Annotated in this window: 20 protein-coding genes; 10 read left to right on the plus strand and 10 right to left on the minus strand. The window is 37.0% G+C overall.

Translation table 11 applies throughout. The annotated features are described in order from the left end of the window. Positions 1-30: 30 nt before the first annotated feature. From BW932_RS07205 to BW932_RS07215, 3 genes are read left to right on the plus strand one after another with little or no spacing between them, the layout of a single operon-like run. Positions 31-1,164: a glycoside hydrolase 100 family protein gene (locus BW932_RS07205; RefSeq protein WP_076386807.1), complete on the plus strand. Its 1,134-nt coding sequence runs from the start codon at positions 31-33 to the stop codon at positions 1,162-1,164. 7 nt (positions 1,165-1,171) lie between these two features. Then, positions 1,172-1,813 carry a uridine kinase family protein gene (locus BW932_RS07210; protein WP_076386808.1) on the plus strand — a complete coding sequence of 214 codons (642 nt, stop codon included), beginning with the start codon at positions 1,172-1,174 and terminating at the stop codon, positions 1,811-1,813. 28 nt (positions 1,814-1,841) lie between these two features. Next, entirely contained in the window at positions 1,842-3,221 is a 1,380-nt protein-coding gene (locus BW932_RS07215; RefSeq protein ID WP_076386809.1) for an MFS transporter, read from the plus strand. A 108-nt stretch (positions 3,222-3,329) separates the two neighbouring features. Here the strand turns inward: BW932_RS07215 and BW932_RS07220 are convergent, their stop codons facing one another. Then, positions 3,330-3,971: a type 2 periplasmic-binding domain-containing protein gene (locus BW932_RS07220; protein ID WP_076386810.1), complete on the minus strand. Its 642-nt coding sequence runs from the start codon at positions 3,969-3,971 to the stop codon at positions 3,330-3,332. 111 nt (positions 3,972-4,082) lie between these two features. Continuing rightward, complete coding sequence (locus tag BW932_RS07225; RefSeq protein ID WP_084566467.1) at positions 4,083-6,302, minus strand: TonB-dependent receptor; 2,220 nt, start codon at positions 6,300-6,302, stop codon at positions 4,083-4,085. Positions 6,303-6,453: 151 nt separating this feature from the next. Here BW932_RS07225 and BW932_RS07230 point away from each other — a divergent pair, with 151 nt between their 5' ends. After that, positions 6,454-6,957, plus strand: coding sequence for a superoxide dismutase family protein (locus BW932_RS07230; RefSeq protein ID WP_076386811.1), 504 nt, complete (start codon positions 6,454-6,456; stop codon positions 6,955-6,957). A 6-nt stretch (positions 6,958-6,963) separates the two neighbouring features. Here the strand turns inward: BW932_RS07230 and BW932_RS07235 are convergent, their stop codons facing one another. From BW932_RS07235 to BW932_RS07255, 5 genes are all read right to left on the minus strand, one after another. Then, positions 6,964-8,256, minus strand: a complete 1,293-nt coding sequence (locus tag BW932_RS07235; RefSeq protein ID WP_245820681.1) for a DUF6080 domain-containing protein — start codon at positions 8,254-8,256, stop codon at positions 6,964-6,966. Between the two features lie 12 nt (positions 8,257-8,268). Beyond that, positions 8,269-9,813, minus strand: coding sequence for a protein adenylyltransferase SelO (locus BW932_RS07240; protein WP_076386812.1), 1,545 nt, complete (start codon positions 9,811-9,813; stop codon positions 8,269-8,271). 75 nt (positions 9,814-9,888) lie between these two features. Beyond that, on the minus strand, positions 9,889-12,267 hold the full coding sequence (locus BW932_RS07245; protein WP_076386813.1) for a penicillin-binding protein 1A: 2,379 nt from the start codon (positions 12,265-12,267) through the stop codon (positions 9,889-9,891). Positions 12,268-12,275: 8 nt separating this feature from the next. After that, entirely contained in the window at positions 12,276-12,746 is a 471-nt protein-coding gene (locus tag BW932_RS07250) for a gliding motility lipoprotein GldH (protein ID WP_076386814.1), read from the minus strand. Then, positions 12,733-14,106 (minus strand): PSP1 domain-containing protein, encoded by a 1,374-nt coding sequence (locus BW932_RS07255; RefSeq protein ID WP_076386815.1) that lies wholly within the window; start codon positions 14,104-14,106, stop codon positions 12,733-12,735. The genes BW932_RS07250 and BW932_RS07255 overlap by 14 nt, the downstream gene beginning before the upstream one ends. Before the next feature lie 387 nt (positions 14,107-14,493). On the opposite strand from BW932_RS07255, the gene BW932_RS07260 reads away from it, so the two are divergent. The 6 genes from BW932_RS07260 (at position 14,494) to BW932_RS07285 (ending at position 20,424) form a co-directional block, all read left to right on the plus strand. Next, complete coding sequence (locus BW932_RS07260) at positions 14,494-15,732, plus strand: OmpP1/FadL family transporter (RefSeq protein ID WP_076386816.1); 1,239 nt, start codon at positions 14,494-14,496, stop codon at positions 15,730-15,732. A gap of 15 nt (positions 15,733-15,747) precedes the next feature. Continuing rightward, a complete protein-coding gene (locus BW932_RS07265) occupies positions 15,748-17,223 on the plus strand; it encodes an SGNH/GDSL hydrolase family protein (protein WP_076386817.1) in 1,476 nt (491 codons plus the stop codon). Between the two features lie 89 nt (positions 17,224-17,312). After that, positions 17,313-18,251 carry a ribose-phosphate pyrophosphokinase gene (locus BW932_RS07270; protein WP_076386818.1) on the plus strand — a complete coding sequence of 313 codons (939 nt, stop codon included), beginning with the start codon at positions 17,313-17,315 and terminating at the stop codon, positions 18,249-18,251. A 134-nt stretch (positions 18,252-18,385) separates the two neighbouring features. Further along, positions 18,386-19,027, plus strand: coding sequence for a 50S ribosomal protein L25/general stress protein Ctc (locus BW932_RS07275; protein WP_076386819.1), 642 nt, complete (start codon positions 18,386-18,388; stop codon positions 19,025-19,027). Positions 19,028-19,405: 378 nt separating this feature from the next. Then, positions 19,406-19,924 carry an energy transducer TonB gene (locus tag BW932_RS07280; RefSeq protein ID WP_076386866.1) on the plus strand — a complete coding sequence of 173 codons (519 nt, stop codon included), beginning with the start codon at positions 19,406-19,408 and terminating at the stop codon, positions 19,922-19,924. Positions 19,925-19,992: 68 nt separating this feature from the next. Beyond that, complete coding sequence (locus BW932_RS07285; RefSeq protein ID WP_076386820.1) at positions 19,993-20,424, plus strand: nucleoside deaminase; 432 nt, start codon at positions 19,993-19,995, stop codon at positions 20,422-20,424. 73 nt (positions 20,425-20,497) lie between these two features. Here the strand turns inward: BW932_RS07285 and BW932_RS07290 are convergent, their stop codons facing one another. The 3 genes from BW932_RS07290 to BW932_RS07300 form a co-directional block, all read right to left on the minus strand. After that, the gene (locus BW932_RS07290) at positions 20,498-21,259 is read right to left on the minus strand and encodes a type III pantothenate kinase (protein ID WP_076386821.1); all 762 of its coding nucleotides are present in this window, start codon (positions 21,257-21,259) and stop codon (positions 20,498-20,500) included. A gap of 64 nt (positions 21,260-21,323) precedes the next feature. Next, a complete protein-coding gene (locus BW932_RS07295; RefSeq protein ID WP_076386867.1) occupies positions 21,324-23,168 on the minus strand; it encodes a M1 family metallopeptidase in 1,845 nt (614 codons plus the stop codon). A 96-nt stretch (positions 23,169-23,264) separates the two neighbouring features. Next, complete coding sequence (locus BW932_RS07300; RefSeq protein WP_076386822.1) at positions 23,265-24,944, minus strand: DUF6909 family protein; 1,680 nt, start codon at positions 24,942-24,944, stop codon at positions 23,265-23,267. Between the last annotated feature and the right edge of the window lie 194 nt (positions 24,945-25,138).

A 25,138-nucleotide genomic window follows, 5' to 3' on the forward strand; every position in this document is an offset into this window, starting at 1 on the left:
TTTCTGCTCCACTTTTTTATCCTAAAAAGAATGTATACAGAGAAAGCGTTACAAACTATTTATCAAGCGATTACTCCAAACGGAATTCTCGCGTCCTCAATACAGAAGGACAACTATGCCAAAGTCTGGTCCAGAGATTCAATGATGACCGGGATTGTAGGATTGCTTATGCAAGATGAAAAAATAATTGCAGCCCATCAACATTCGGTGATAACGTTGGCAAAATATCAATCAGAAAACGGACAAATTCCTTCAAATGTTTCCTTTAATGGGAAATCGGCAGAAGTAAGCTACGGAAAGTTGGTTGGTAGAGTAGATGCAACCACTTGGTGGATCATCGGTGCTTGTATGCTCATCAAAAATGAAAAAAATCAGCAACTGAAGACCCAGCTTTTACCACAAATAGAAAAATCTTTTTCCTGCCTTAAAAATTGGGAATACAACAACCGAGGTTTGCTCTACACGCCGCTTGGCGGAAATTGGGCCGATGAATATATTACAACAGGTTATACACTGTATGACAATATTTTGCGATTTTGGGCACTGCAATTGGCAGCAGAAGTTTATGAAAACAAGGATTGGGAAAAACAATCCCAACAGTTGAAATCATTAATAGAAACCAACTTTAAAAAAGACAACCTTCCTGAAGAAAAATACCATCAAACCGCTTATCAAAAAACACCGGAAAAGCCTTACTATTTCTCCCATTTTTCTGCAAACGGTTATGAAACATTATTTGATATGGCTGGAAACGCTTTAGCTCTTTATTTGGATTTTAATTTTGATGAGGATGCCTTTGAAAACTTTTTGAAGAGTTTGCATCAAGAATTTAAGCATTGGATGTTACCGGTTTTCTATCCCATTATCAAAGAAGAAGATCCCTCCTGGAAACTGCTGGAAAATAACTACAGCTATGATTTTAAAAACAAGCCCTTTCATTTTCACAATGGTGGTTCTTGGCCAGTATTTTTAGGTTGGCTTTGTTTGGCGCTCAATAAGAAAAAGAAGACTGAAATAAGTAATAAAATTACAGATCAATATGAAAAATTATTGCAAGAAAACGACTTTCAATTTCACGAATATTACGCTACTAATGACTTAAAAGCAGAGGGAACCCAGAAATTGTGTTTTTCTGCAATAGGATATCTTTTAATGAAAATTTAATAAAAAGATGATAGGAGATCAAACTGATATAAAAAAAGAATATTTGATTTTAGCTAAAGAAGTGTGGGATCAAATAGAAAAGAAAATAGATGCCAAAGCTGCGCAACTGGTCATTGCAATTGGTGGTGAAAGCGGAAGTGGAAAAACAATTTTAGCATCTGCTCTAAAAATAACAGGAGAGGAAAGAAACAAAAACGCAGCGGTGCTTCACCAAGACGACTACTTTAAACTCCCTCCAGAAACCAATCACAATGCCAGATTACAAGATATAAACGCGGTTGGTAAAAATGAAGTCCATCTCGATTTAATGCAAGAACATACTGCGTCTTTCAAAAACGGAGTTTCATCAATTATAAAACCCCTTGTTGATTATAAAAAAAATAGCTTTATCGAAGAAAGTATTAATTTCGAAGAGGTAGAAATTTTAATTCTGGAAGGTACTTATGTCTTAGGTTTACACCAAATAAACTGCAAGATTTTTATCGACCGAAATTTCCTTCAAACCAAGAAAAACCGAATGGCGAGAAATAGAGATCACCAAGATGAATTTGTAGAAAAAGTATTATCAATAGAACATGAAATCATTAAAAAATACAAAGGAGAAGCAGATATAATTGTAGATGACCAGTATAAAATTTATCATCCATAACGTGTAATTTCCAAATAAAAATACTCTGATGAACATCAAAAAACCCACACTCAATATATTCCAAATTTTTAATATGAATTTTGGATTTTTGGGTTTACAATTTAGTTTTGCCTTGCAACAAACCAATATGAGTCCCATTTATCGGTATTTGGGAGCTGATGAAAACAATGCGATACTTTGGTTAGCCGGACCAATTACCGGTTTGATCATACAACCAATCATCGGAGCGTGGAGCGATCACACTTGGTCGAAAAATTGGGGACGTAGAAAACCATTTTTTCTTTTCGGAGCCATCATTGCAAGCATTGCACTTTTCCTTATGCCACAATCTTCTGCACTTTGGATGGCGGTTTCGTTGCTTTGGATTTTAGATGCAGCCAATAACATTACCATGGAACCGTATCGTGCTTTTGTAGCAGACAAATTACCCACCAAGCAACATTCTCTTGGTTTCATTACCCAAAGTTTTTTCACTGGATTGGGTTCTACATTGGCAAATTTTACGCCCGCAATTCTCATTACTTTAGGTTTGGTAGGAATTAATGAAATAGAAGCCAACGGAATTCCGAAAACGGTTTATTGGGCATTTTCTATTGGGGCGGTCGTAACGATTGCTTCCATTTTATTTTCAATGTTTACCACCAAAGAAATTCCACCAACAGACGAAGAATTGGCACATATTGTAGCCAAAAAAGAAGGACGTTCCATATTCGCACTTGTTTTTTCTGAAATGAAATTGGCTTTTGCAGAAATGCCAAAAGTAATGATCCAACTTATTCCCGTAAAATTTTTCACTTGGTTTGCCATGTTTTGCTATTGGCAATCGATCACCGATGGTTTGGCTTTGAGCCTTTTTAATACGAAAGATGTGCATTCTGAATTGTACAAACAAGCCGGAGTTTTAACGGGAAATGTGAACGGAACGTACAATATTATTTGCTTTCTTTCTGCCTTTTTTCTGGTACCTGTTGCCAGAAAATTAGGAGCCGGCGTGACGCATTTTATTAGTTTAACGCTTGCTGGAATTGCTATTTTTTTTATGAGCAGTTACAGCAATGATGCGATTTTATTCTCGATACCCAATATTTTTTCCGGAGGCGTAATTCCTGTTTCACAAATTTATTTAATTTCATTGGGATTAGGAATTGGTTGGGCTTCAATGCTTTCTATGCCTTATTCTATGTTGTCTTCGGCATTGCCTTCTAATAGAATTGGAATTTATATGGGAATTTTCAATATGTTTATCGTTTTGCCGATGCTTATACAAACCTTGACAATGGATTTCGTGATGGAAAATTTTCTGGGAAACAACAAAATTCACGAATTACAATTAGCCGGTGTTTTCCTGATTCTCGGCGGAATTTGCACCTTATTTGTGAAAAAACATCAACCATCGGAAACGGTTTAAATCATTACCCGAAGAAAAAAATCTTTTGTTATCAAATAAAGTCTTTCTCCATTTAAACATAAAATCTCCCGAAATTCAGGAGATTTTTGCTTATTCAATAGATTTACATTAAGGTTTGTTCACCAAAAAATATTCTGCTTCTGCTTTTCCCCAATTGGGATCCAATGCAGTTTTGGGTTTGTAAACTTTGAACTGATCCAGTGATTTTTGAAACAATTCCAGACCTTTCGTCTTGCTGCCACCAAATTGTTCCGGCGTGTAATAGGTATCTTCAGCTTTTAGCAAAGTGATGCGCGGATTTTCGGAATCTAATTTTTCTGCCTTTGAGAGCGCATCTGCAGCCAACATTCCTTCACTCATGAATCGAGATTGTGGATCAACCATCATTTTCAAACCGTGAATCATTTTCTGTAAAATTAAAAGCTCGGCATTGTCTTTACTTAAGCCCATCGCTAAATCCAGAGGTTTTTGCGCTTCAGCAGCAATTGCGTCTAATTCTGTCATTTTTCCTTCTCTCATTGCAATTCTTCCTTTTTGAATGTTTGTAAATGCCGCATAATAATAAGGCAACCATTGGTTTTTTTCTTTGTCTCCTATTCTTGTAAAATCATTTGTTAAGGCAGTAAACTCGTCAGATTTTCTTTGTTGTTCTACTTGTGCAATTTTATCAATCATCGCTTTTTCGTAAGAAGTTTGTGCGAAGGTGCTTACTGAAATAGCAAGCAACGCTGCTAAAAATAATTTTTTCATTGTTTTAAATTTTTAATTGTTATTTTGTTTTTGATGATTCAAAGATATTTTAAAAAATTTGCGGATGGAATAATTTCTTTCCGAACGGTTGATTTTGTTTTCTGACTCGTATTAAAGGTTATTGTTGATTGCATCTTCCGTTCTGTCGATCCCGAAGTTGATGAAAGCGCCGATGAAAACAAACGTATCCGTAGAAGGCAAAACTGGTCGGCTTCGTAATCCATCATTTGAAAATTGATAACCGTAAATGTTTTTTTGTCCAAGCACATTATTAATCCCCAAAACGAGCACTGTAAATGCTTTCGCATCTTTTTTACCTAAAGATGGAAGATAATTCAAGCTGAAATTCAAAGCATTGAAATCTTTTAATTTTCCTTGCTGGTTCAAATGATAATCCCCGTTATTGTCTGTGGTGAAATTGTAATAAGGTCTCCCGGAAGTGTAGGTGTACGACACATTAAAACCCGTTTTCCAAGCGGTAACAAATTTTTTAGCAACAAAAGAAAGCGTGTGTTTGGCTGCAAAACTCGGGAACAGACTTTGATCATAATTCTGAAAATTTCTTTCCGAATCCAGAAAAGAGTAAGAAACCCAGTAATCAATGTTTTTAATTGATTTCTTGTCGCGCCAGAATATTTCGAAACCTTTTGCAAACCCATCGCCATTATTATTGATCGCAACTGGGCGATAACCTAAAGCTTTAGTTTTGATGAGGTCTGCGTAATTTTTGTAGAACGCTTCTAACCTGAAATTGCGACCTTCCTCCGATTTTTGAAGCTGTAAAATATAATGTTCTGCTTTTTGATAGTTCAAAGGAGAAGACCCAAAATATCTGTTTTCAGGATTCTGATAAAAAATTCCGTACGCTAATGAACTCGTCCAGTTTTTTGAAATTCGGTAAGCCATTGCGAGTCGTGGAGCAAGGTTCCATTGATTCACAGCTGTAGAATATTCAGTCCTTAAACCTACTTTAGCAGAAAAATTATTGCTAAATCCTAAATCTGTTTCTGCAAAAACAGAAGTAATTCCATCTTTAAAATCAATGGCGTTTGGCGAAAGTGCAACTTCGGTCGTTTCATTGGTTTGATTAAATTCAATTCCGCTTCTAATGGCAGAAATTTTATTAATTTTTCGTTCCAAAGTTGCTTTAGCATTGAAGTAATTGCCTTTCACTTGAATCGTATTCGGATTAATTTCTATGTTTTGTTCGATGCTGTTTAAATCGATGATATTTGAATTAAATGTATAAGATCCTCCTAAATTAAGAAGATACTTCCCGAATTTTTGTTTGAAAGATAGGTTATGAAACGTGTTTTGTCCCGTTAAATTTGTGTTGTCGAAATCGATATTCGGTTCTAAACTTTCTTCCTGCAAACCAATTTTATTCGTATCGAAACTGCCGTAATATTTCAAAATTCCGCCGTTTTTATTTTTAATTCTAAAGTTGAAATTCGTACCGAAACTTTCCGGCGCTTTTGTGAAATTATTATTGAATTTGATAACTTTCGTCATCAATCCAAGATTCGAATAACTCGCAGAGATTCCGAACGATTTTGTTTTTTCGTCATCCACATTTTGAAAACCCACATTAACAAAAATAGGAGATATTCCGAGATCAATGGAATTCCTTTCCGGAAAATCGATACTTTCCAAAGCTAAAACAGAAGAGAGCGCTTGACCGTAAACAGCGGAATATCCACCGCTTGAAAATACATTTCCTTTAAACAAAGACGTATTCAAACGATCCATCGACTTGATTCCGGGTATAGAGTTTCCGAAAAAATTGTTGACCAAGTTTCCGTCCATAAAAAATTTTGTTTCTGTTCCTGTACCACCACGAACGAACAAACCTTCAGTTTCCCCGATTTTCTGAACTCCCGGAAGGGTCTCCAAAGCAGCGGTTACCTGTCCGTTTGCTCCCGCCGTCGTATAAATATCAATAGGCGTTAAGAGCGTAGTTGCTCTTTTTTTATCGCTGGCTTCGATCGAACCAGCAGAAATTACCACCGCATCAATCTCGGAAATCTGTTCCTTTAAATCTGCATTCGCTTCAATTGCTACATTAGAAATGGTGATGGTTTTCTCCACTTCCCCAAATTTCGGATTAGAGAAAAGGAGGATGTGATTGCCTTTTTCTGAAGTTTCAAAGGAATATTTTCCGTTTTCATCTGTTGTTGCTCCATCATACGTGTTTTTTAAGGTGACAGAAATGTCTTTCACTCCCTTATTTTTAAAACGAACGGTGCCCGAAATGGTGATTTGTGCACTCATAAAAAGGCTGAGTAAAAATGAAATGAGTAGAAGTAACTTCTGCATGATGAAGGTTTGCATGATTGTAATTTTGATACAAATATAATACGGAATGATTTTCGCTGAAATAATTTTCTACTGAACCGTCGTAATTTCCTACTGAATTGTTTTTAATTCGTAGAAAACGGAATTGGCGTATCTTTATACCTTACTAAAATTAAAAAATTTTGTTATGAAAATTAATGCACTATCAATGCTTGCTTGCAGCGCAATTTTCGCTGTTTCTTGCACCACCGCCAAAAATTATAAAATAAATTCCAAAAGTGGTACGAACACCCAAGGAACTGCCGATTTCGTGCAGAAGGGTAAAAATGTAAAAATGGATTTGAATGTTTACAAATTAACCCCCGGAATTCACGCTGTACATATTCATGAAAAAGGAGATTGTTCTGCTACAGACGGAAGTTCTGCAGGAGGACACTGGAATCCTGCGAAAAATGATCACGGAAAATGGGGTTCAGAGCATTTTCACATGGGCGACATCGGAAATTTGGTTGCGGACAAAGAAGGAACTGCAAGAATTGTGTTCAATACCGATAAATGGTGCATCGGATGCAGCGATGAGAGTAAAAATATCGTTGGGAAATCCATCATTATTCACGCAGGTGAAGACGACTTTCATACCCAACCTACAGGAAATGCAGGTGGAAGAGTAGGTTGTGTAGAAATAAAATAATTCTATTTAAATATAATACTGATTCAGAAAAAGGAAAAACTCTTGCATTCTGAAGATGTTGTTTAATGCTAGATAAACCAAAAGAATGACAACTGTGGAATAGAGGAGTGTAAGTATTTTCGGGGAATTTTCATAGGAATAAAAAAGCCAACCAATCATCAGCGGAAATACGAAAACGAAATGACCGCCGTAAATGTAGGAAGTATGCAGCCCAAATTTTAAGATGCAGTGGATGACAATATCTACGAATAATGAAATCATCAAGATTTGGACATACTTATTTTTAAAATTTCTGAAATAACTCCAAAATACCAAAAGAAGCACGATCACCACAAAAACATAAGGAATCCAGGAATGGTAAACTTCCATAAAAAGGGCTTTGTAAAAGAAGCCTTTTTTGTTGTGATAATCACGGATCGCAAAATCTGAAAACAACATATTCCCACCGAAAAACCAAGAACCAATCATGTCCCAAAGTGGCGTTTTCTTCGCGGTAGAAAATTTTTCGTACTGTTGCTCCGATTTATCGAGAAAGTTGAGGTATTTGAAATCGATTCGATAAAGAAAAAGCAGAATGAAAGCCATTAATGAAAGGATTACGCGACCGGCAACATTTCCAAATTTTCGCCAGTTTTTAAAAATGTTTTTTTCAAAAAGCAACGGAATATAAACTTTTACAAGGTTCGTAACTGTTAAACCACCAATTGAAATTCCTGCTAAAGCTAATGCTACAGCGGGAATTTTTTCTTCCTTGCGTACTTTCAACGCGGCGTAATAATTGAAAAGGACAAGGAAAAGTAAAGTGTAAGTGTACGTTTCTGGGGTGAATGACAATAAAATAGTGGTGGTGAAGAAGGCGAAAAAAGACAATATCAACAACGAAATTTTCTTCGGTAACGCAATAATGTTTTTAAGATATTTATAAATTTGAATTAAACTTAAACTCACTGCAAAGTTGCTGCACCAAGCCAAAACCAAACGAAAAATCTCGTCTTTTTTACCGCCTGAAAACAAATAAGCAAATTCCCTCATCCAATTAAAAAAATAAATGGAAAGCGGATGCCTTTCAAAACCTCCACCTGTCATTACAATCGCGCGGTTATCAAAACTAAAATAAGCATCCCACGGAATTCGGTCATCGAAAATAATTCGATAATTCAGCGCTATTGTAGTTCCTAAAAACCCATAAATCGTTAGAAAAAGAGCGAACAACAAGAGTTCGAATTTCGTTGCAGGGAAAACTGTTTTGAGAAGATCTGCGAATTTTTGTTTGAAAACCAAGGTAGAAAATTTCGACAAAAATAAGAAAATTTAGGAACTGCAAGACAGCATCGAACAACCACTCTGATTGTTGTAGATCGGCGGTCGTTTTTTAGAGAATTCCGGATAAATTTCTTGGTACGGATTTTCCAGCGCCAAAATAATTGTATTGAAAAGATCTTTTTTCCCTTCTTCCAGCTCGTTGATGCATTCAAATAGAAGATAATTTCGAAGGATAAATTTTGGATTGGTTTTTTGCATTAAGGCGACAGATTCTTCGCGAGAAATCTTGTTTTTTTCCAGCCTTTCTTTGTAATTTTTTATAAAATTTTCGAGGATTAAAAACTGATCATCAGTAATTTGATCATAAAATACGTTTTCAAAATGGGTTTTTAGATTTGAATTTTCTGTCCAACTTTCCAATCGATGAAAGAAAAGCGTGTGATCTATTTTTAAATCTTCCATTAGTTTTTGAGCATCGGTGAAAAACGGACCGTCACTTTCTAAGACTTGGTCGAATCCAAATTTTTTCGCCATCATGATATCGTGCTTTTCCCAAAACATTTTGGTGAAATCATTGAGGATTTTCTCTAAAATGGCTTCCTTTTTAATGAGGGGAAAAAGAGCATTTGCCAATTGCCAAAGATTCCACTGTGCAATTTTCCCCTGATTTCCGAATGCATATCTGCGACCCGGTAAATCGGTGGTATTCGGTGTGAAATTTAAGTCGTATTCATCTAGGAAGGAAAATGGTCCATAATCAATTGTTAAGCCTAAAATCGACATGTTATCAGTATTCATCACGCCATGAACAAAACCGACGCGATACCATTCTACGATTAAATCTGCCGTTCTTTCAGAAATTTTTTGAAAGAAATCTGCGTATTTATGTTCACTTTTCGAATCGATTTCTGGAAAATAATTCTCGATGGTAAAATCTGTAAGTTTTTGTAATGTTTCGATTTCTTTTTGGGCAGAAATGAGTTCAAAATGACCAAATCGCAAAAAACTTTCGGCAGTTCGAAGCATAACTGCGCCTTTTTCATATTCGGGATTTCCGTCATACAACTTATCGCGCATTACTTTTTCGCCGGTGAAGGAAAGTGAAAGTGCTCTTGTCGTAGGAATTCCTAGATGATGCATTGCCTCACTCATTAAATATTCCCTCACAGAGGAACGCAAAACGGCTCTTCCATCAGCATTTCGGGAGTAAGGAGTTGCACCGGCTCCTTTCCATTGAAGTTCGGTTTTTTTTGCGTTTTTATTTTGAATTTCTCCGGCGTAGATCGCTCTTCCGTCGCCTAATTGTCCTGCCCAGTTTCCGAATTGATGACCTGCATAAGCGGTGGAGTATGTTCTTATATTTTCCGGAAGCGAAGCTGCGTTTAGAAAGGCAATATCACGATCATCTTCAATTTTTCCGAGACCGATTTCTTCGGACAGATTTTCATTAAAGGCGATCAATTCGGGATTTTTGAAATGTACAATATCGGTTGTAGCAAAAAGTATTTTTGGTGTTTGTCTTTGGCGTGGATTTTCAGAAAAATCTCCAGGAAAGATTTCTAAATATTGTTGCGTGATACGGTCTAAATTCATCTTTCAAAGTTCGTTAAAAAAAACATCCTTCCAAAAATTTGAAAGGATGTTTTCGATGAATATTATAAATCGGAGTTACTTGTTAAAATCGATATCTTCTCCGGTGTTAATGTTTTCGTTTACATTTTCTTCTTTCGTACCCTGCGATTTTTTCGGTCCGGAAGGTTGTACGACTTTAGGATTTTTCAGTTCTTCAAGGGTTTGTAAACCGCCGTCATCACCATATCCTCCTAAACCTTGTAAATCAGAGCAGTTTCCGGTCCAGTTGGAAGGTTTGATAAATTTATCATCGGGCGAAATACCCAATTCTTTGTCGGCCCAAACTTTTTTCATGTAGATTGCCCAAATTGGGAGTGCCATTTTTGCACCTTGTCCTTCACCAGTTCCCCAGAAATGGGTGGCTCGATCTTCCCAGCCGACCCAAACACCAGTGGCTAGATTTGGCGTCATTCCCATAAACCAACCGTCGGAATTATTTTGAGTGGTTCCTGTTTTTCCGGCAATTTCCGTAGATTTTGGAATTCCCTTTCTGCCTAATTCTCCTGAAGCGGTACCATATTCTGCAACACCTTTCATTAAATCAATCATCGTGTAAGCGTATAATTCATTCATTACTTCTTTCATGACTGGTTTCACTTCTTTGATGACTCTACCATTCGCATCTTCTATCCTCCAAATCATTTCAGGTTTAATGTAGTTTCCGTAGTTCGCAAAAGTACTGTACGCTCCGAGCATTTCGAAAATAGTAATATCCGAAGAGCCTAAAGCAATTGCATATTCGTTCGGCATTTCTTCCGTCACTCCTAGATCTCGTGCGGTTTGTATCACGCTTTTTGGAGTCGTCATTTCAATTAATCGCACAGCAACTGGATTTTTAGAATTTGCTAAAGCGTCGCGCAAGGTTAAACTTCCGCCAGAACCTTCTACAGTCCAAGTTCCTTTACGGTAGGTTGCATTAGAGACGGTAGAACAAGGGGTCATTCCTAATTTCATAATGGCAGTTGCATAAACGAAGGGTTTGAATGTAGATCCTACCTGTCTTTTCCCTTGTTTAATGTGGTCATATTGAAAATGTTGCCAATTGATTCCTCCTACCCAAGCTTTGATTTCGCCTGTTCCAGGAACCATCGACATTAAACCAGCTTGCGCAATCTGTTTGTGATACCGGATAGAATCCCATGGAGACATTTCAACTTCTTCCTCTCCACTCCACGTAAAGCGAGAAGTTTTGATCGGTTTTTTAAAATCAAGAATAATCGAATCTTCAGAAACACCCGCATTTTTCAGCTGTTTGTAGCGGCCGGTTCTTTTCATGGCACTAAGCATGATGCTGCTGATTTGCTTATCGCTAATTAAATAAAAAGGTCTTTGTTTTCTATTTCTTTGTTCGGCATCAAATCTTTTTTGCAGATCTGTTAAGTGTTCTTTGATGGATTCTTCTGCGTAGCCTTGCATTTTTGAATCGAGGGTAACATATATTTTAAGACCGTCTTTGTAAAGGTTTAAGGTCTTCCCCGTCTTCTTTTCATAGTCTTTTAAATAACCATCAATTTCTTTTCTTAAATAAAATTTGTAGTAAGCAGAATAACCATCATCAATGGATTTAATCGGATGATAATCTAATGCAACGGGAGTTTCGATCGCTTTCTGATAATTTTGTTGGTCTAAATAACCTGTTTTCACCATCTGATCCAAAACGACATCTCTTCGTTTTTTTGCTCGCTCCTCGTTCCGCATCGGGTTATTTTTCACGGGATTTTCGAGCATTGCAACAAACATCGCTGCTTCTGGAAGCGTTAACTGAGCGGTGCTTTTGTTGAAATAAACTCGGGAAGCCATTTCAATTCCGTTTGCATTGTAGAGGAAATCGAATTTGTTAAAGTAAAGCGTAATGATTTCTTCTTTCGTATATCTCTTTTCTAAACTCACCGCAACAACCCATTCTTTAAGTTTTTGGAAAACTGCAGTGGTTTTATTCTGCGAACGGGATCCTGTGAATAATAATTTTGCCAACTGTTGAGTGATGGTAGAACCACCGCCTCGTTTTCCGCCGAATGCGACTGCTCTTGCTACAGATTGCAAATCGATACCGGAGTGTTCTTTGAAACGCTCGTCTTCTTTCGCCTGTAAAGCATAAATTAAATAAGGAGGAAGTTGTTTGTAAGTAACGGGTTGCGTTTTTTCTTTTTCGAATTTCCCCAAGAGTTTTCCATCGGAAGAATAAATTTCGGATGCTACATAAATATCGGGATTTTCGAGCTCCTTCACATCGGGCATGCTTCCGAAAAATCCTTGAGAAACACCAAAGAATAGGGAAGAGATTCCTAAAATCAAAATGAGAAGAGCGATCCAGATTATTCGGACCCATTTTTTCCAACCGGTTCTTTTAACTTTTTTGGGAGGAAGCGGAAACGTTTGCTTCGGTTTGTTTCCTGGATTTTGTTTGTTTTCCATAAATGAAATTACGGTTTTACAGTTTCTATTTTTAGACCAATATCTTCAATTCCTTTTAACTGATCGGCTCTCATTGCCTGAATAATTCCGATCGAATAATCACCATTTTTAGGGAATTTATAATTCAATTTGTACTGAAACAATGTTTCTTTTGTATCACCAAACCCTTTACCGATCCATTCGCCGTTTGGCTTTGCTAAAACATAATTTAAAGTATCAACACTTTTCTTTTTTGTTTGAGCATCAGTAGCATTCACAATAAAACGAATATTGCTGTACGGATAGTCATTATTGTTTCTTACAACGAATATAATATTTTTCGGATTTTGGGCATCATCAATCTTAAAATCAAATTTCTGTTGCGTTTTTTTGTCCCAGATTCCGTTGAGGTTTTTCATTTCTACTTTTTCCGATGAGCTATTGCAACTCATTAGACAAAATAAAACGAAAAATAGGTTCCCTATCTTATGTATTGTCATCACGTTTTGGCGGAAATTTCTTTTTAAATTTTTTCGGTTGTTGCGTTTGAGGTTGATCAGATTGGGCCTTTTGATTTTGAGCAGGTTTTTGGTTCTGCTGATTCTGAGGCTGTTTGTTCTGAGGCTGTTTATTCTGATTGGGCTGTTTTCTCTCAGGATTATTTGGCTTTCTCTCCGGCTGATTCGCAGTGGCTTTGTTATCAGGGTTTTGATTGGGTCTTTGATTGTTATTATTCGGTTTTTTTCTGGTTGAATTTTTCCCTGAATTTTTACTTTTTCTTTCGAAGCGGTCAATCGTATTTTCCTGAATTAAATCAACAGATCTAACCGGAATGTCTAGAACCTTAATATCCTCTAATGGCGCACTTTTCTGTCCATTTTTATTTTGGGCGATCATCTTTTTTACGTCCGCAACATCCAAATCGTACCATGCCATAGAACGTTCAACGTATGCAAACCACATTTTCTTCTTGAAAACGTCGATTTTAATACAAAATGCTTTTCCATTTACCGTATCAATCGTGGAAGACGAGGGAGGGAAATCGCTCAAAGCATCCAAATAACTGTCGAGTTCGTAATTCAAACAACATTTCAATTTTCCACATTGTCCTGCTAATTTCTGTGGATTAATGCTTAATTGTTGATAACGGGCGGCATTCGTATTCACCGAACGAAAGTCAGTTAACCAAGTTGAACAGCACAACTCTCTTCCGCATGAACCAATACCACCAACTTTTGCAGCTTCCTGTCGGAAACCAATCTGCTTCATGTCTATTTTTGTTCGGAAAGTTCCCGCAAATTCTTTGATTAACTGTCTGAAATCCACTCTAGTATCGGAAGTATAGTAAAATGTTACTTTTCCGCCGTCTCCTTGAGATTCTACATCGGTGATTTTCATGTCGATATTCAAACCATACGCAATTTTCCGTGCCTGAATTTTTATAGGTTCTTCCTTTGCGCGGGATTCTTGCCAAACTTCGATGTCTTTTTGATTGGCAAGTCGGTAAATTTTCAGAGGATTATCTTCAGTGACGAATTTCTTCTTCATCTGAATTTTAACCAATTCTCCTGTAAGGCTTACTACACCTATATCGTGACCCGGACTGGATTCTACTGTGATTACGCTTCCTATATGGAGCGGTAAATTGTTTACGTTTTTATAAAAAAATTTACGATCGTTCTTGAATCTTACCTCTACAAAATCGGTTTGCGATGTTGAAGGATTATTGATGTTAGAGAGCCAATCGAAAACGCTTAATTTATAGCTATTCCCGCAGGTATTTACACTTTCACAGCCATTTGCAGATTTTGTTCCGCATGAATGGGAAGAATCGCCGGATGTTTTGCATCCACAACTCATATTTTTATATATCTAATTGTTGCAAATTTAGTATAAATTTATTTTGTTTAATTCAATGTAGATATAATTTAAACAATAGTTTTTTAAATTTCAATGAATAAGCGCTATTCTTACGAATTAATTAAACAATTTGATATTATTATGCAAATCATATAATTTAAAATGCGGTAACTTTTTTGCTTTTACTTGCATTATTTAAATTAAACTAAGTTTTTTTTATTGATTCAATTATTTGTAAAACGCCTTTAAATAAAGACTTATTTGATTATTTCCAGTAGTCTAAATTTTAAACATGTTCAATAAATTGATATTTGTTTAAAAAGAATTATGATTTGTTAACAATTGTTGAAAAAATAATTTTATATTTGGCACATTAATAATGAATATATGAAAAAAATAGTTGTAACAACAGCACTATTGGCAGGGGTTTTATCTTACGCAGGCGGCTTTCGGGTTTCTTTGCAAGGAGTAAGACAGTTGGCAATGGCTCACACGAGCGCACATGCAGAAGATGCAAGTGTCACTTTCTTCAATCCAGCTGGAATGTCTTTTATTCCAAGTAAATTAAGTGTAGCAGCGGGTGGTTTTGGTGCGAAATCAATCGTCACTTATCAGAATTTATCTACTTTGCAGTCCTACGAAACGAATAACCCACTTGGAACTCCACTTTATGCTGCTGTAGCATATAAAGTGTTGGATAATGTTTCTGTCGGTTTTAATTTTTCTACTCCATTTGGAAGCACGATCGAGTGGCCTTCTGATTGGGCTGGAAGAGAAATCGTACAACGACTAGAATTGCAAGCATTTTATTTCCAACCGATGGTTTCTTTTAAATTAGCACCATGGGTTTCTTTAGGTGGTAGTTATATCTATGCAAGAGGGAGTGTAAACTGGGACAAAGCAGCTACGCAATTAGGCGGAACCCTTAACTTGAAAGATGATAAAGCAACCGGAAGCGGTTTTGGTTTCGGATTTTATTTCCGACCTAGTGAAAAAGTAGACGTCAGCATTGCATATCGATCTCCTATTGATATGGAAGCAAAAAATGGAACCGTAAGTTTTGATATTTCTCCAGCATTATACCCTGCTTTAGGTCTAGATGGTTCTGGTAAGGATTCTTTTAAAGCAACTTTACCTTTAGTAGATGAGTACACGATCGGTGTAACTTACAAAGTGACTCCGAAGTGGTTGGTTTCAGGAGATTTCAACTACAGTGGATGGGATCGATATAACAGTCTAACTTTAGATTTTGCAAACGCACCTATTGGTAATCAACCAACAGATCCTACCGTTTTGGTAAGTCCGAAGAATTTTCAAAACACCCAGACTTGGAGATTTGGAACTCAATACCAAGTTACTGATATGATTGCTGCTCGTGCCGGATATTACTATGATGAATCACCTTATAGTGATGAAAATTTCCAAGCTGAAACCCCTTCTTTTGATTCCAACGTAATTACTGCAGGTTTAGGGTTTAAATTCGGTAAAGGACTTGGCGTTGATGTTGCAGGTGGACTTGCACTTCCGAAAAGCAGAGATGTTAAAAACGCTAATACTAGTTTTTATGGTCAGGCAAAAGCTAAAGCATATTACTTTGGTTTAGGCTTATCTTACAACCCATTTTAAGATTTAAATATAATTATGAAAAAAATATTAATTTCAACAATCGCTGTTTCGGCGTTGTTATTTACAGTAAGCTGTAAAACAGACTTTGATACCGATGTTAGTAGTATTGTAGTTTCAAAAGGAGATGCAAATTTTACCAAGTTTGTTTCAATAGGAAACTCTTTAACGAGCGGATACAGGGATGGCGCGTTATACATTGACGGGCAAAATGAATCTTTCCCATCCATGATGGCCAAACAAATGGCTTTAGCTGGTGGAGGAACTTTCAAACAACCTTTGATGGCAGATAATTTAGGCGGTATAAAAGCCGTAGGATTTCTGGACAAACTGGAACTGAAAGTCATTAACGGCTCTTTATTGCCAGTTAGAAATGAAGATCCCACCAAAATAATGGGTACTACAACGCTTGCTAATATCCTTAGCGCAGGTCCTTACCAAAATATGGGTGTTCCCGGAGCGAAATCTTTCCATTTAGGTTTAGCAGGTTATGGTAATCCCGCTGCCTTATCAGCAGGGGCAGCAAATCCTTATTTTGTAAGATTTGCATCCAGCACAACAGCTTCTGTAATCGGTGATGCTGTAGCGCAAGCTCCTACTTTTTTCTCACTTTGGATCGGAAATAACGATGTATTGTCTTATGCAACAAGTGGAGGAGCAGGAGTTGACCAAACAGGAACCGGCAATAACCCGGCGACTTATGGATCAAATGACATTACAGATCCAGCGGTTGTTGGTTCAGTAATTAACGGTTATGTTACCGCTTTAACCGCAGGTGGCGCAAAAGGAATTATTGCAAATATTCCTAACGTAACTTCAATTCCTTATTTTACTAGAGTTCCAGCGAAACCAATTGCAGGTCTATCTGATGCCCAAGTTACCCAATTAAATACAGCTTACGCACAATACAACGGAGGATTAGGTCAGGCAAAAGCTGCAGGACTAATCACCGATGCAGAATATCAGGTAAGATTGGTTAAATTTACCGCAGGTGTTGCAAATGGCGCAGTGATCAAAGATAAAGATCTTACTAACCTTGCTGCTTTAGGACTGCCTTCATACAGACAAACTACCACGAGAGACCTTATCCTGCTTCCTGCATCATCTGTACTAAATCCAACTGCAGGTGGTGGTACATCAGTTGCTCTGGATGATAAATATGTGCTCACAGAAAAAGAAACAGGAAAAGTTCTTACTGCAACAGCAGCATACAACGTTGCCATCAAATCAATTGCAGATGCAAAAGGTTTGGCTTTTGTTGATGCCAATGCAAAAATGACGCAACTTTCTGCTGCATCAGGATTACAGTGGGACGGTGTGAAATACACTGCAACATTCGTTACAGGAGGAACTTTCTCCCTTGATGGAGTTCACCTTACCGGAAGAGGTTACGCGTTAATTGCTAATGAATTCTTAAAAGTTATTAACCAAAAATATAAATCAACTCTTCCTATGGTAAATGTTAATTCTTACACTGGAGTTACCTTCCCATAATCAGTATTGAAAATATTCTTACTTTAAAACCACTTGAGATTCCTCGGGTGGTTTTATTTTTTTAAATTTGTGCATCTAAAAAAGTAAAAATGGCTGACCAAGCAAGTTATTTGTTTTCCACAAGAACCAGTAAAGTTTTAGCGGAAAGAATTGCCCACTTCTATGGGCAGGAATTAGGAAAAATCAAAGTACAAGAATTTAGTGATGGCGAATTCGAACCCGTCCTCGACGAATCTGTACGTGGCGGACGAGTTTTCTTAATCGCAAGCACCTTTCCACCAGCAGACAATCTTCTGGAATTGCTCCTGATGATCGATGCCGCAAAACGTGCTTCAGCAAAAAGCATCACCGTAGTTCTTCCATACTATGGTTTAGCGAGGCAAGACCGGAAAGATCAGCCAAGAGCACCTATTGGCGCCAAATTAGTAGCCAATCTGTTAACTGCAGCCGGTGCAACTAGAGTGATGACGATGGATCTTCATGCCGATCAGATTCAAGGGTTTTTTGAAATTCCTGTGGATCATTTGTATGCTTCAACATTATTTATCGATCATATTTTATCGCTAAATCTAGAAAATTTGACCATCGCTTCGCCAGATATGGGAGGAGCAAAAAGAGCGAAAAATTACGCGAGCCATCTCAGTGCAGAAGTCGTAATTTGCTATAAAGAAAGAAAAAAAGCAAACTCAATTGATGAAATGTTCCTCATCGGAGATGTAAAAGATCGAAATGTAATTCTCATCGATGATATGATCGATACTGCTGGAACTCTTTGCAAAGCGGCAGATATTTTAGTCGCAAATGGAGCAAAAAGTGTACGAGCAATGGCATCACACGGTGTTCTTTCAGGTAAAGCTTACGAAAACATCGAAAACTCGCAGCTTTCCGAAGTCATTGTTACAGACAGTATTCCTATTAAAACCGAGTTATCTTCCAAAATTAAAGTCCTTTCCTGCGCCGAACTTTTTGCCGATGTGATGAAAATGGTGCACGAGCATAAATCAATCAGCGAGAAATTTATTATTTAAAAAAAAATTGGTACATTTGCACCCTTAAAATTTTTATAATACATTATGAAATCGCCATTTTTGGTTTGCACAAACAAGCCTAGTAAAAGTAGGCGATAACATATGACAAATAAAAAATAAATTAATTTTTACATATGAAATCTATCACAATTCAAGGTACAAAAAGAGAAACCGTGGGCAAAAAGTCTACTAAAGCTTTACGTGATGCTGAATTAGTTCCTTGTGTTGTTTACGGAGGTGCTGAAACCCTAAATTTTTCTGCTGAAGAAAAATCTTTCAAAAGTTTAGTATATACTCCCGAAGCACACACGGTATCTATTGAGGTTGACGGAAAAACAATTCCTGCAATCCTTCAAGACATCCAATTTCACCCATTAACCGACAAAATTTTACACGCTGATTTCTATCAGATGTCAGATGATAAACCGGTGGTAATGGAAGTTCCTGTTGCTCTTACAGGTCGTTCGAAAGGGGTTGTTGCCGGTGGTGCAATGAGACAGTCTTTCAGAAAACTAAAAGTAAAAGCCCTTCCTGGTAACTTGCCAGATGAGATCGTTGTTGATGTTACTCCTTTGAAAATCGGAAGCAAACTTTATGTTGGCGATATCAAAACCAATAATTTCACTTTTATGCATCCAGATAATGCAGTAGTAGTTGCTGTGAAGATGTCTAGAACTGCTATGAAAGGCGGTGCTGTAATAGAAGACGATGAAGATGAAGAAGAAACTGTTGTAGAAGGAGAAGCTCCAGCTACAGAGGAAACTAGCGCAGAATAATTTTCTCAAAATAATTATCAAATCCCGTCATTTATTTTGGCGGGATTTTTCTTTTTTAGAAGCAACAAGGTTTCGTCTCTGTTCCAAGGTAAGTCCCGCTCTACACTCTATCTTTTTCTTTTTTCGGAGAAAAAAAAGAAAAAGGATGCCGTTGCGATCGGGGCTATCAACAAAATGCGTTTTCTTTTACCAAAAATCCAAACCCGATTTTCGATAGAAAGAATATTAATTTTTTTGCCTACTTTTACCTTACTTCAAAACCCAAATGTGATTAAAAAATTATTCTATATTATTCTTTTTTGCACCAGCTCTTTTTTTCATGCTCAACAAAACGAAGAATTCATTTCAGTTAAAAAATATTTTGACTACCAACGTTTTATGCTCAATAGCGAATTCAAGAAAAAATTCGATAACGAAGACAACACGTTTCAAAAACTGAACATCAAAAAAGATTTCTCCGAATTTATGGGTAAACTAGATAGTATTCAAAATACGGTGCTTATAGGGACTTTAATCAAGGTAAAAAACCGGGAAGATTTAGCAAATACAATGCATAAAAATTTTCGGCAAGTCTTCGCTGACAATCCCTCAATAAAGGAACTTGAAGAGGTCGCTCAATATCCAGGCGGATTTAATATCCTCCGGAAACAAGTCGCCGATTTATTCTATACCGAAGCTATTTTACCCGATCAAGTAGTTATTAGAACCGAAGTTATGTTCGTGGTAGAAAAAGATGGTACAATTAGTTCTGTACACGCAATAGGCGATCATTTTGCTTTTAACCGACAAGCAGAAATCGCGATGTACCTTTTGCCCGAAAAATTTTCCCCCGCAATCATCAACGGAACCGCAGTTCGCTACAGATTTCGGCTTCCCTTAGCAATGAATTTTGAATAGAACTAAAATTTGAAAAGTTGAATTTCCCAACATCCAACATCCAACATCCAACATCTAGCACCTAACAAATGTTTACCGACGAATATTTCATGAAAATGGCGCTTCAAGAAGCCCAAATTGCCTTTGAACAGGATGAAGTTCCGATTGGCTGCATCATCGTTTCTAATAACAGAATTTTGGCGAAATCTCACAATCTCACAGAAACTTTAAATGATGTTACTGCACACGCAGAAATGCAGGCAATCACTTCTGCCGCGAATTTTTTGGGCGGAAAATACCTGCAAAATTGTACTTTATACGTTACAATGGAGCCTTGTGTAATGTGTTGCGGCGCTCTAACTTGGTCCCAAATTTCAAAAGTCGTCATTGGAGCGAGAGATGAGCAAAGAGGATTTATCAATAAAAACTTGCAACTACACCCGAAAACAGAAATTGTTTTGGGAGTAATGGAACACGAATGTTCGGTGATGGTAAAAGAATTTTTTAAAAATAAAAGATAACAGAATTTCTGCGAGTCCCGAATTATTTAAGAGGTGTAAAACCTTTAATGGACAATTTTCTACCGTCAACTCATCAAAGATCTTTTCCTAAATAATACAATCCCTTCAACGTATGCAATCGGTCGGCAATATGAATTTTATCTGTTAAAGGCTTATAAACATGGGAAACTCCACCCGTTGCAATCACGAAACAATCATCGTGAACTTCATCATTAATCCGATCTACAAAACCTTCCACCATTCCCAAATAGCCGTAAACCATTCCGCTTTGCATGCACGAAACCGTGTCTAAACCAAGAACAGATTTAGGCTTTATCAATTCGATTTCCGGGAGCTGCGCAGTGTCGTGAATAAGTGAATTTAATGCAGTAATAATTCCAGGTGCGATAATAACGCCTAAAGTTTCCCCCGATTCCGACAAACAGCTTGCAGTAAGCGCCGTACCGAAATCAAAGATGATTTTCTTTTTGTCTGCAGGATAAAGATGATGTGCTGCAACCAAATTCGCGTAGATATCAGTTCCCATCTGCTTCGATTTGGGCTCTACATTCGAGGGCGTATTTCGATCGACAATGATGGGATTTTTGCGATGAATTTTTTTTAAAGCGCGTGTAATATCATGGGTTAGTTGCGGAACTACAGATCCGATGATGATTTTATCAATGTTTTCGGGATCAATTTTATGCGTTTGATACATCATCATAAACTGCATTTGCAATTCATCACTCGTTCTGTAAGGTTTGGTGTTGAGTATCCAGGAAATATCGCAGTTGTCATCATCGAACAAGCCGAATCTGATGTTGGTATTCCCGATGTTAATAACGATGGAATTCATGTAAAATAATTAGTTTTTTCAAATTCTAAATTTTGGCTTTTCTGGCTTTTTACTCGTTTTTTCCCTACTTTATTTCCACCATATTATCCGCCATATTCACATCTGCCAATCTTTGTGAAAAATCAATTCCTAAAGTAGAAATCTGCGATTTGTTGTAAGGAATGGTAAAAGTATATTCTTTTTGCGTCCATGGCCAATAATTTAAAGTCGTGAAATCGCCGTAAATATCTTTCTTTTTCCAAACATGCGTCATGTTCAATGGAATCTGGTAATTGATGACTTTTTTGTCTTTCGTCAAAATTGAAAAATCAATCGGCATCGGAACAGTTCCATTATTGACCAAAGTAACCGTTGTAGAATTAGCGTCGTATTTCACCTCTTTAATTCCATAATCAATGGTTTTCGTCGTGTTGATCCAATAATTCTGGAACCATTTTAAATCCATTCCCGATACTTTTTGTGCGATATGCATTAAATCTCGATCAGTTGGATGTTTCAGTTTCCACGTATTGTAGAACTCTTTCATGGTTACAGATAAATTTTGCTCGCCCATAATATAGCCGAGTTGTACCAGAAAAAGTTCGCCTTTCACATAACTTGCAAATGAATAGGCGCCTCCGTTATCATGGTGATCACCAAACCAAACTGCAGGTTCTTCGATTCCTCTTTTCACAAAATTTCTGTATGCGTTCAAAGTCCCAACAAACGGATTTGCAGTCGCAACTTTTGGCGGAAGAATTTGATGCATCACCAAATTTTCGTAATAACTCGTGAAACCTTCATCCATCCAAGGTCGCATGCTTTCGTTATAGGCCATAATTTGTTGGTTCCAGGAATGTCCACCTTCATGAACCATTAAACCAAGTAAGCCTTCTAAACTATTGGCTTCTCCTAAAATCATGGTACACATTCCGTATTCCATTCCGCCGTCTCCACCTTGAATAAAACTGTAGGTCGGATAAGTATATCGTCCGAAGGTGGCGTTCATCAATTGAAAAAATTGGGTAATGTAAGGTTTAGAGTCGCTCCACAGTTTTGTTTTATCCGATTTTTGGTAAACATAATACACTTTTGGTCCGTCGAGAACGGTAAAATTTTCTACGGTATAATCTTTATCTGCAGCCCACGCAAAATCGAGCATATTTTTTGCGCTCCATTTCCAGGTTGCTTTATTTTTATCATCGGTTTTAATGGTTGCTTTTTCGTCGTAACCTTTTACTTCTAGTGGATTTTCTAAAATTCCACCGGCTCCGATCACGTAATTTTTATCTATTCTAATGTTGACCTCGAAATCTGAAAAAGGGGCATGAAATTCTCGCCCTACATAATCAAAAGTCGCCCAACCGTCGTAATCATACTCTGCAATTTTCGGGTACCATTGCGTCACGGTCATATCAATTCCTTCGCGGTTGTTTCTGCCTGAACGTCGAATTTGCATGGGAATTACAGCATCCCAATCCATTGTAAAAGTAGTAGAAGAGTTGGGTTTGATGGGAGTTGCCAATTCCACTTTCATAATGGTTTCCTGAATTTCAAATTTCAGGTCTTTTCCATTTTGTTTGATCCAATGAATGTTTTGTGCGCCTTCTTCCGTTTTGGGAATCGAAGCTAATCGGGAAATTCCGTCTTTCTGTAATCGTGAGTCACCGTTTTTTCCTTGTCCACCAACTCTTTGATCCATCATTGATCCTGCTTTAAAAGCATTCCAATACAAATGAAAGTAAACGACCGTCAGTTCATCGGGAGAATTGTTGGTGTAGGTTAAAGTTTGTTTTCCTTGGTAAGTGAAATTTTCTGCATCTACATCAATATCCATTTTATATTTGGCGGATTGTTGATAATAAGCATTTTGCTGAGCAGAAGAGAGGGAGAAGATTAAAGAGAAAAGAATAAAAAGTCGCATATTCATTTTTAAATTTTTTAGAAATGGAAAGATAGGAATTTTTGAAAAAACAAAAGCTTTTCCACGAGAGGAAAAGCTTTTTGTTATCAATTCTGTTTTTATTTATTTTTTAGACTCCGAAGAAGCTAAAATTTTCTCTAAAATTCTCAAAGTAATCAGATAAGTTGGTTTCACGCCGGTTAATCCTAATCCGCCAGAAGATAGGGTAGAACCAGTTTCCAAAGGATTATCTGAAGCGTAATAAGCATACATTACGAATAAATCTTCCGAAATATGATGACGAATTTTCGAAGCCACCTGAATGGCTTTTTGGTAATGCGCTCCTTCCATTTCCAGACCGATTGCTTTCCAAGAAGTATCCATAAAATATCTTAGAATATCTTTATTTTGAAGAGAAGTTCCCAAAACGGAAACCATTCCACCTTCAAATGCTTGCAATTCATCGTCTTCGAAATCTGCTAATTTCAAAGCGTTTTCAAAAGGATAATTATCTGCAGTCCCTTCAAAAACATGGGAAGTTGGGATCATAATATCGCCTTTTCCACCCATCAAAATTCCAGCTTTCCCCATGATGGAAATTGATTTTACTTTCATGGTGTAAATTTCGCTGTTGTAATCATAAGGTCTTAAAAGCTCGTCCATCACTTCAAAAGCTTGCTCTCCAAAAGCATAATCAAAAACCAAAATCACATCATCACCAGAAAATTTTATTCCTGAAAAAGGCGTGTTTTTTAGGTCAGTTTTTGAAAGATCGATAATTTGAACGTCAATATTACTTCCACTTTGATCATCAATATAAATTAAACCCGCTTTTTGAGAATGTTTCAACACTTTTTCCTGCAAAGATTTTGTGTTAGAAATTTCTTCGTATAGTTTATAATCTACGTTTTTGGTGGCTTTTTTCCCGACTGCATCATTTGCATACAACATATTTTTCACCGAGTGCATGTTTGCAGAAATAATGTGCAAAGGTCGCATGTGCAGGTTGTTTTCTGCTAAAACTTGCTTCACTTTATTCGCCCATTTTTCGCCAAAGAAATGATGTCCAACTCTTTCTCGAAGAATTGCGGAGAAATATACTTCGCGCTCCCGAATTTTTTTGGAATCATTGAAGCTTTCGTTTCCAAGGTGATAAATTATTTTGAAAAGACGATCAGGGTTTTTGTCGTCACCGAAGTGATTGTACGCATTTAGGGTTTCATCAAACGTTCTTCCCAAAAGAGAGGAAAGGTGAATTAAAGCAACTTCTTTTTCTTTTCGGCTGAATTTTTTCTCGGCTTTTGCTACTTCTTCGATGATCTTCCAAGCTCTTGTTGGTTTGTCGTTTTCATCAGAAATAAAGGCAAGATTTCGAATTTTATCCGCTTCTATATATAAGAAGGTAAGGTGAGTTAGAATATCATAGATTTCAGAACGGCCCAAAAGAACTTCGATATTCATTTGATGTTCGTCGATTCTGTAACAGTTTCTTCGTCTTTTTTTCGGAACGATCACTTCAAAACTTCCTTTTTCGAAACCTTCATCAGAAGTTAGGTGAATGAATGAACATTCCTCAATTCCTTCTGGAAGTCGATCCAGAACATATAAAAGTCCGTCGAGTTCGATTTTATTAGGAACGCCCATTGTTCCGTAAATTTCAGGATTGATGGTTGTTAGAAGTGTTCGTAGGCTTTCTCCGGAAATCCCGGATGGTTTGAAAAAACCGCGATAGAATAAGTGTCGCATAGAAACATAAAGTCTTTCAATCGCTTCGGTTGTTTCTCTTGCACGTGAATTTACCATAGGTGTATCTTTTGGCAAAGATAATACATATTAACAGTTTTAAAAAATATCTGTGTTTTTTAGCACATTATTATTCCTTAATGTCATTGAAAAGATCCTGTTTTTAAGGAAAATTTAATTTTTATATTCCTGATTTATTCTTTTTATTTATTTTGGGCTATTAAATATTAAGGGGGTTATTGGTTAAATTGCGT

Source organism: Kaistella chaponensis, from assembly GCF_900156725.1.
Classification (GTDB): domain Bacteria; phylum Bacteroidota; class Bacteroidia; order Flavobacteriales; family Weeksellaceae; genus Kaistella; species Kaistella chaponensis.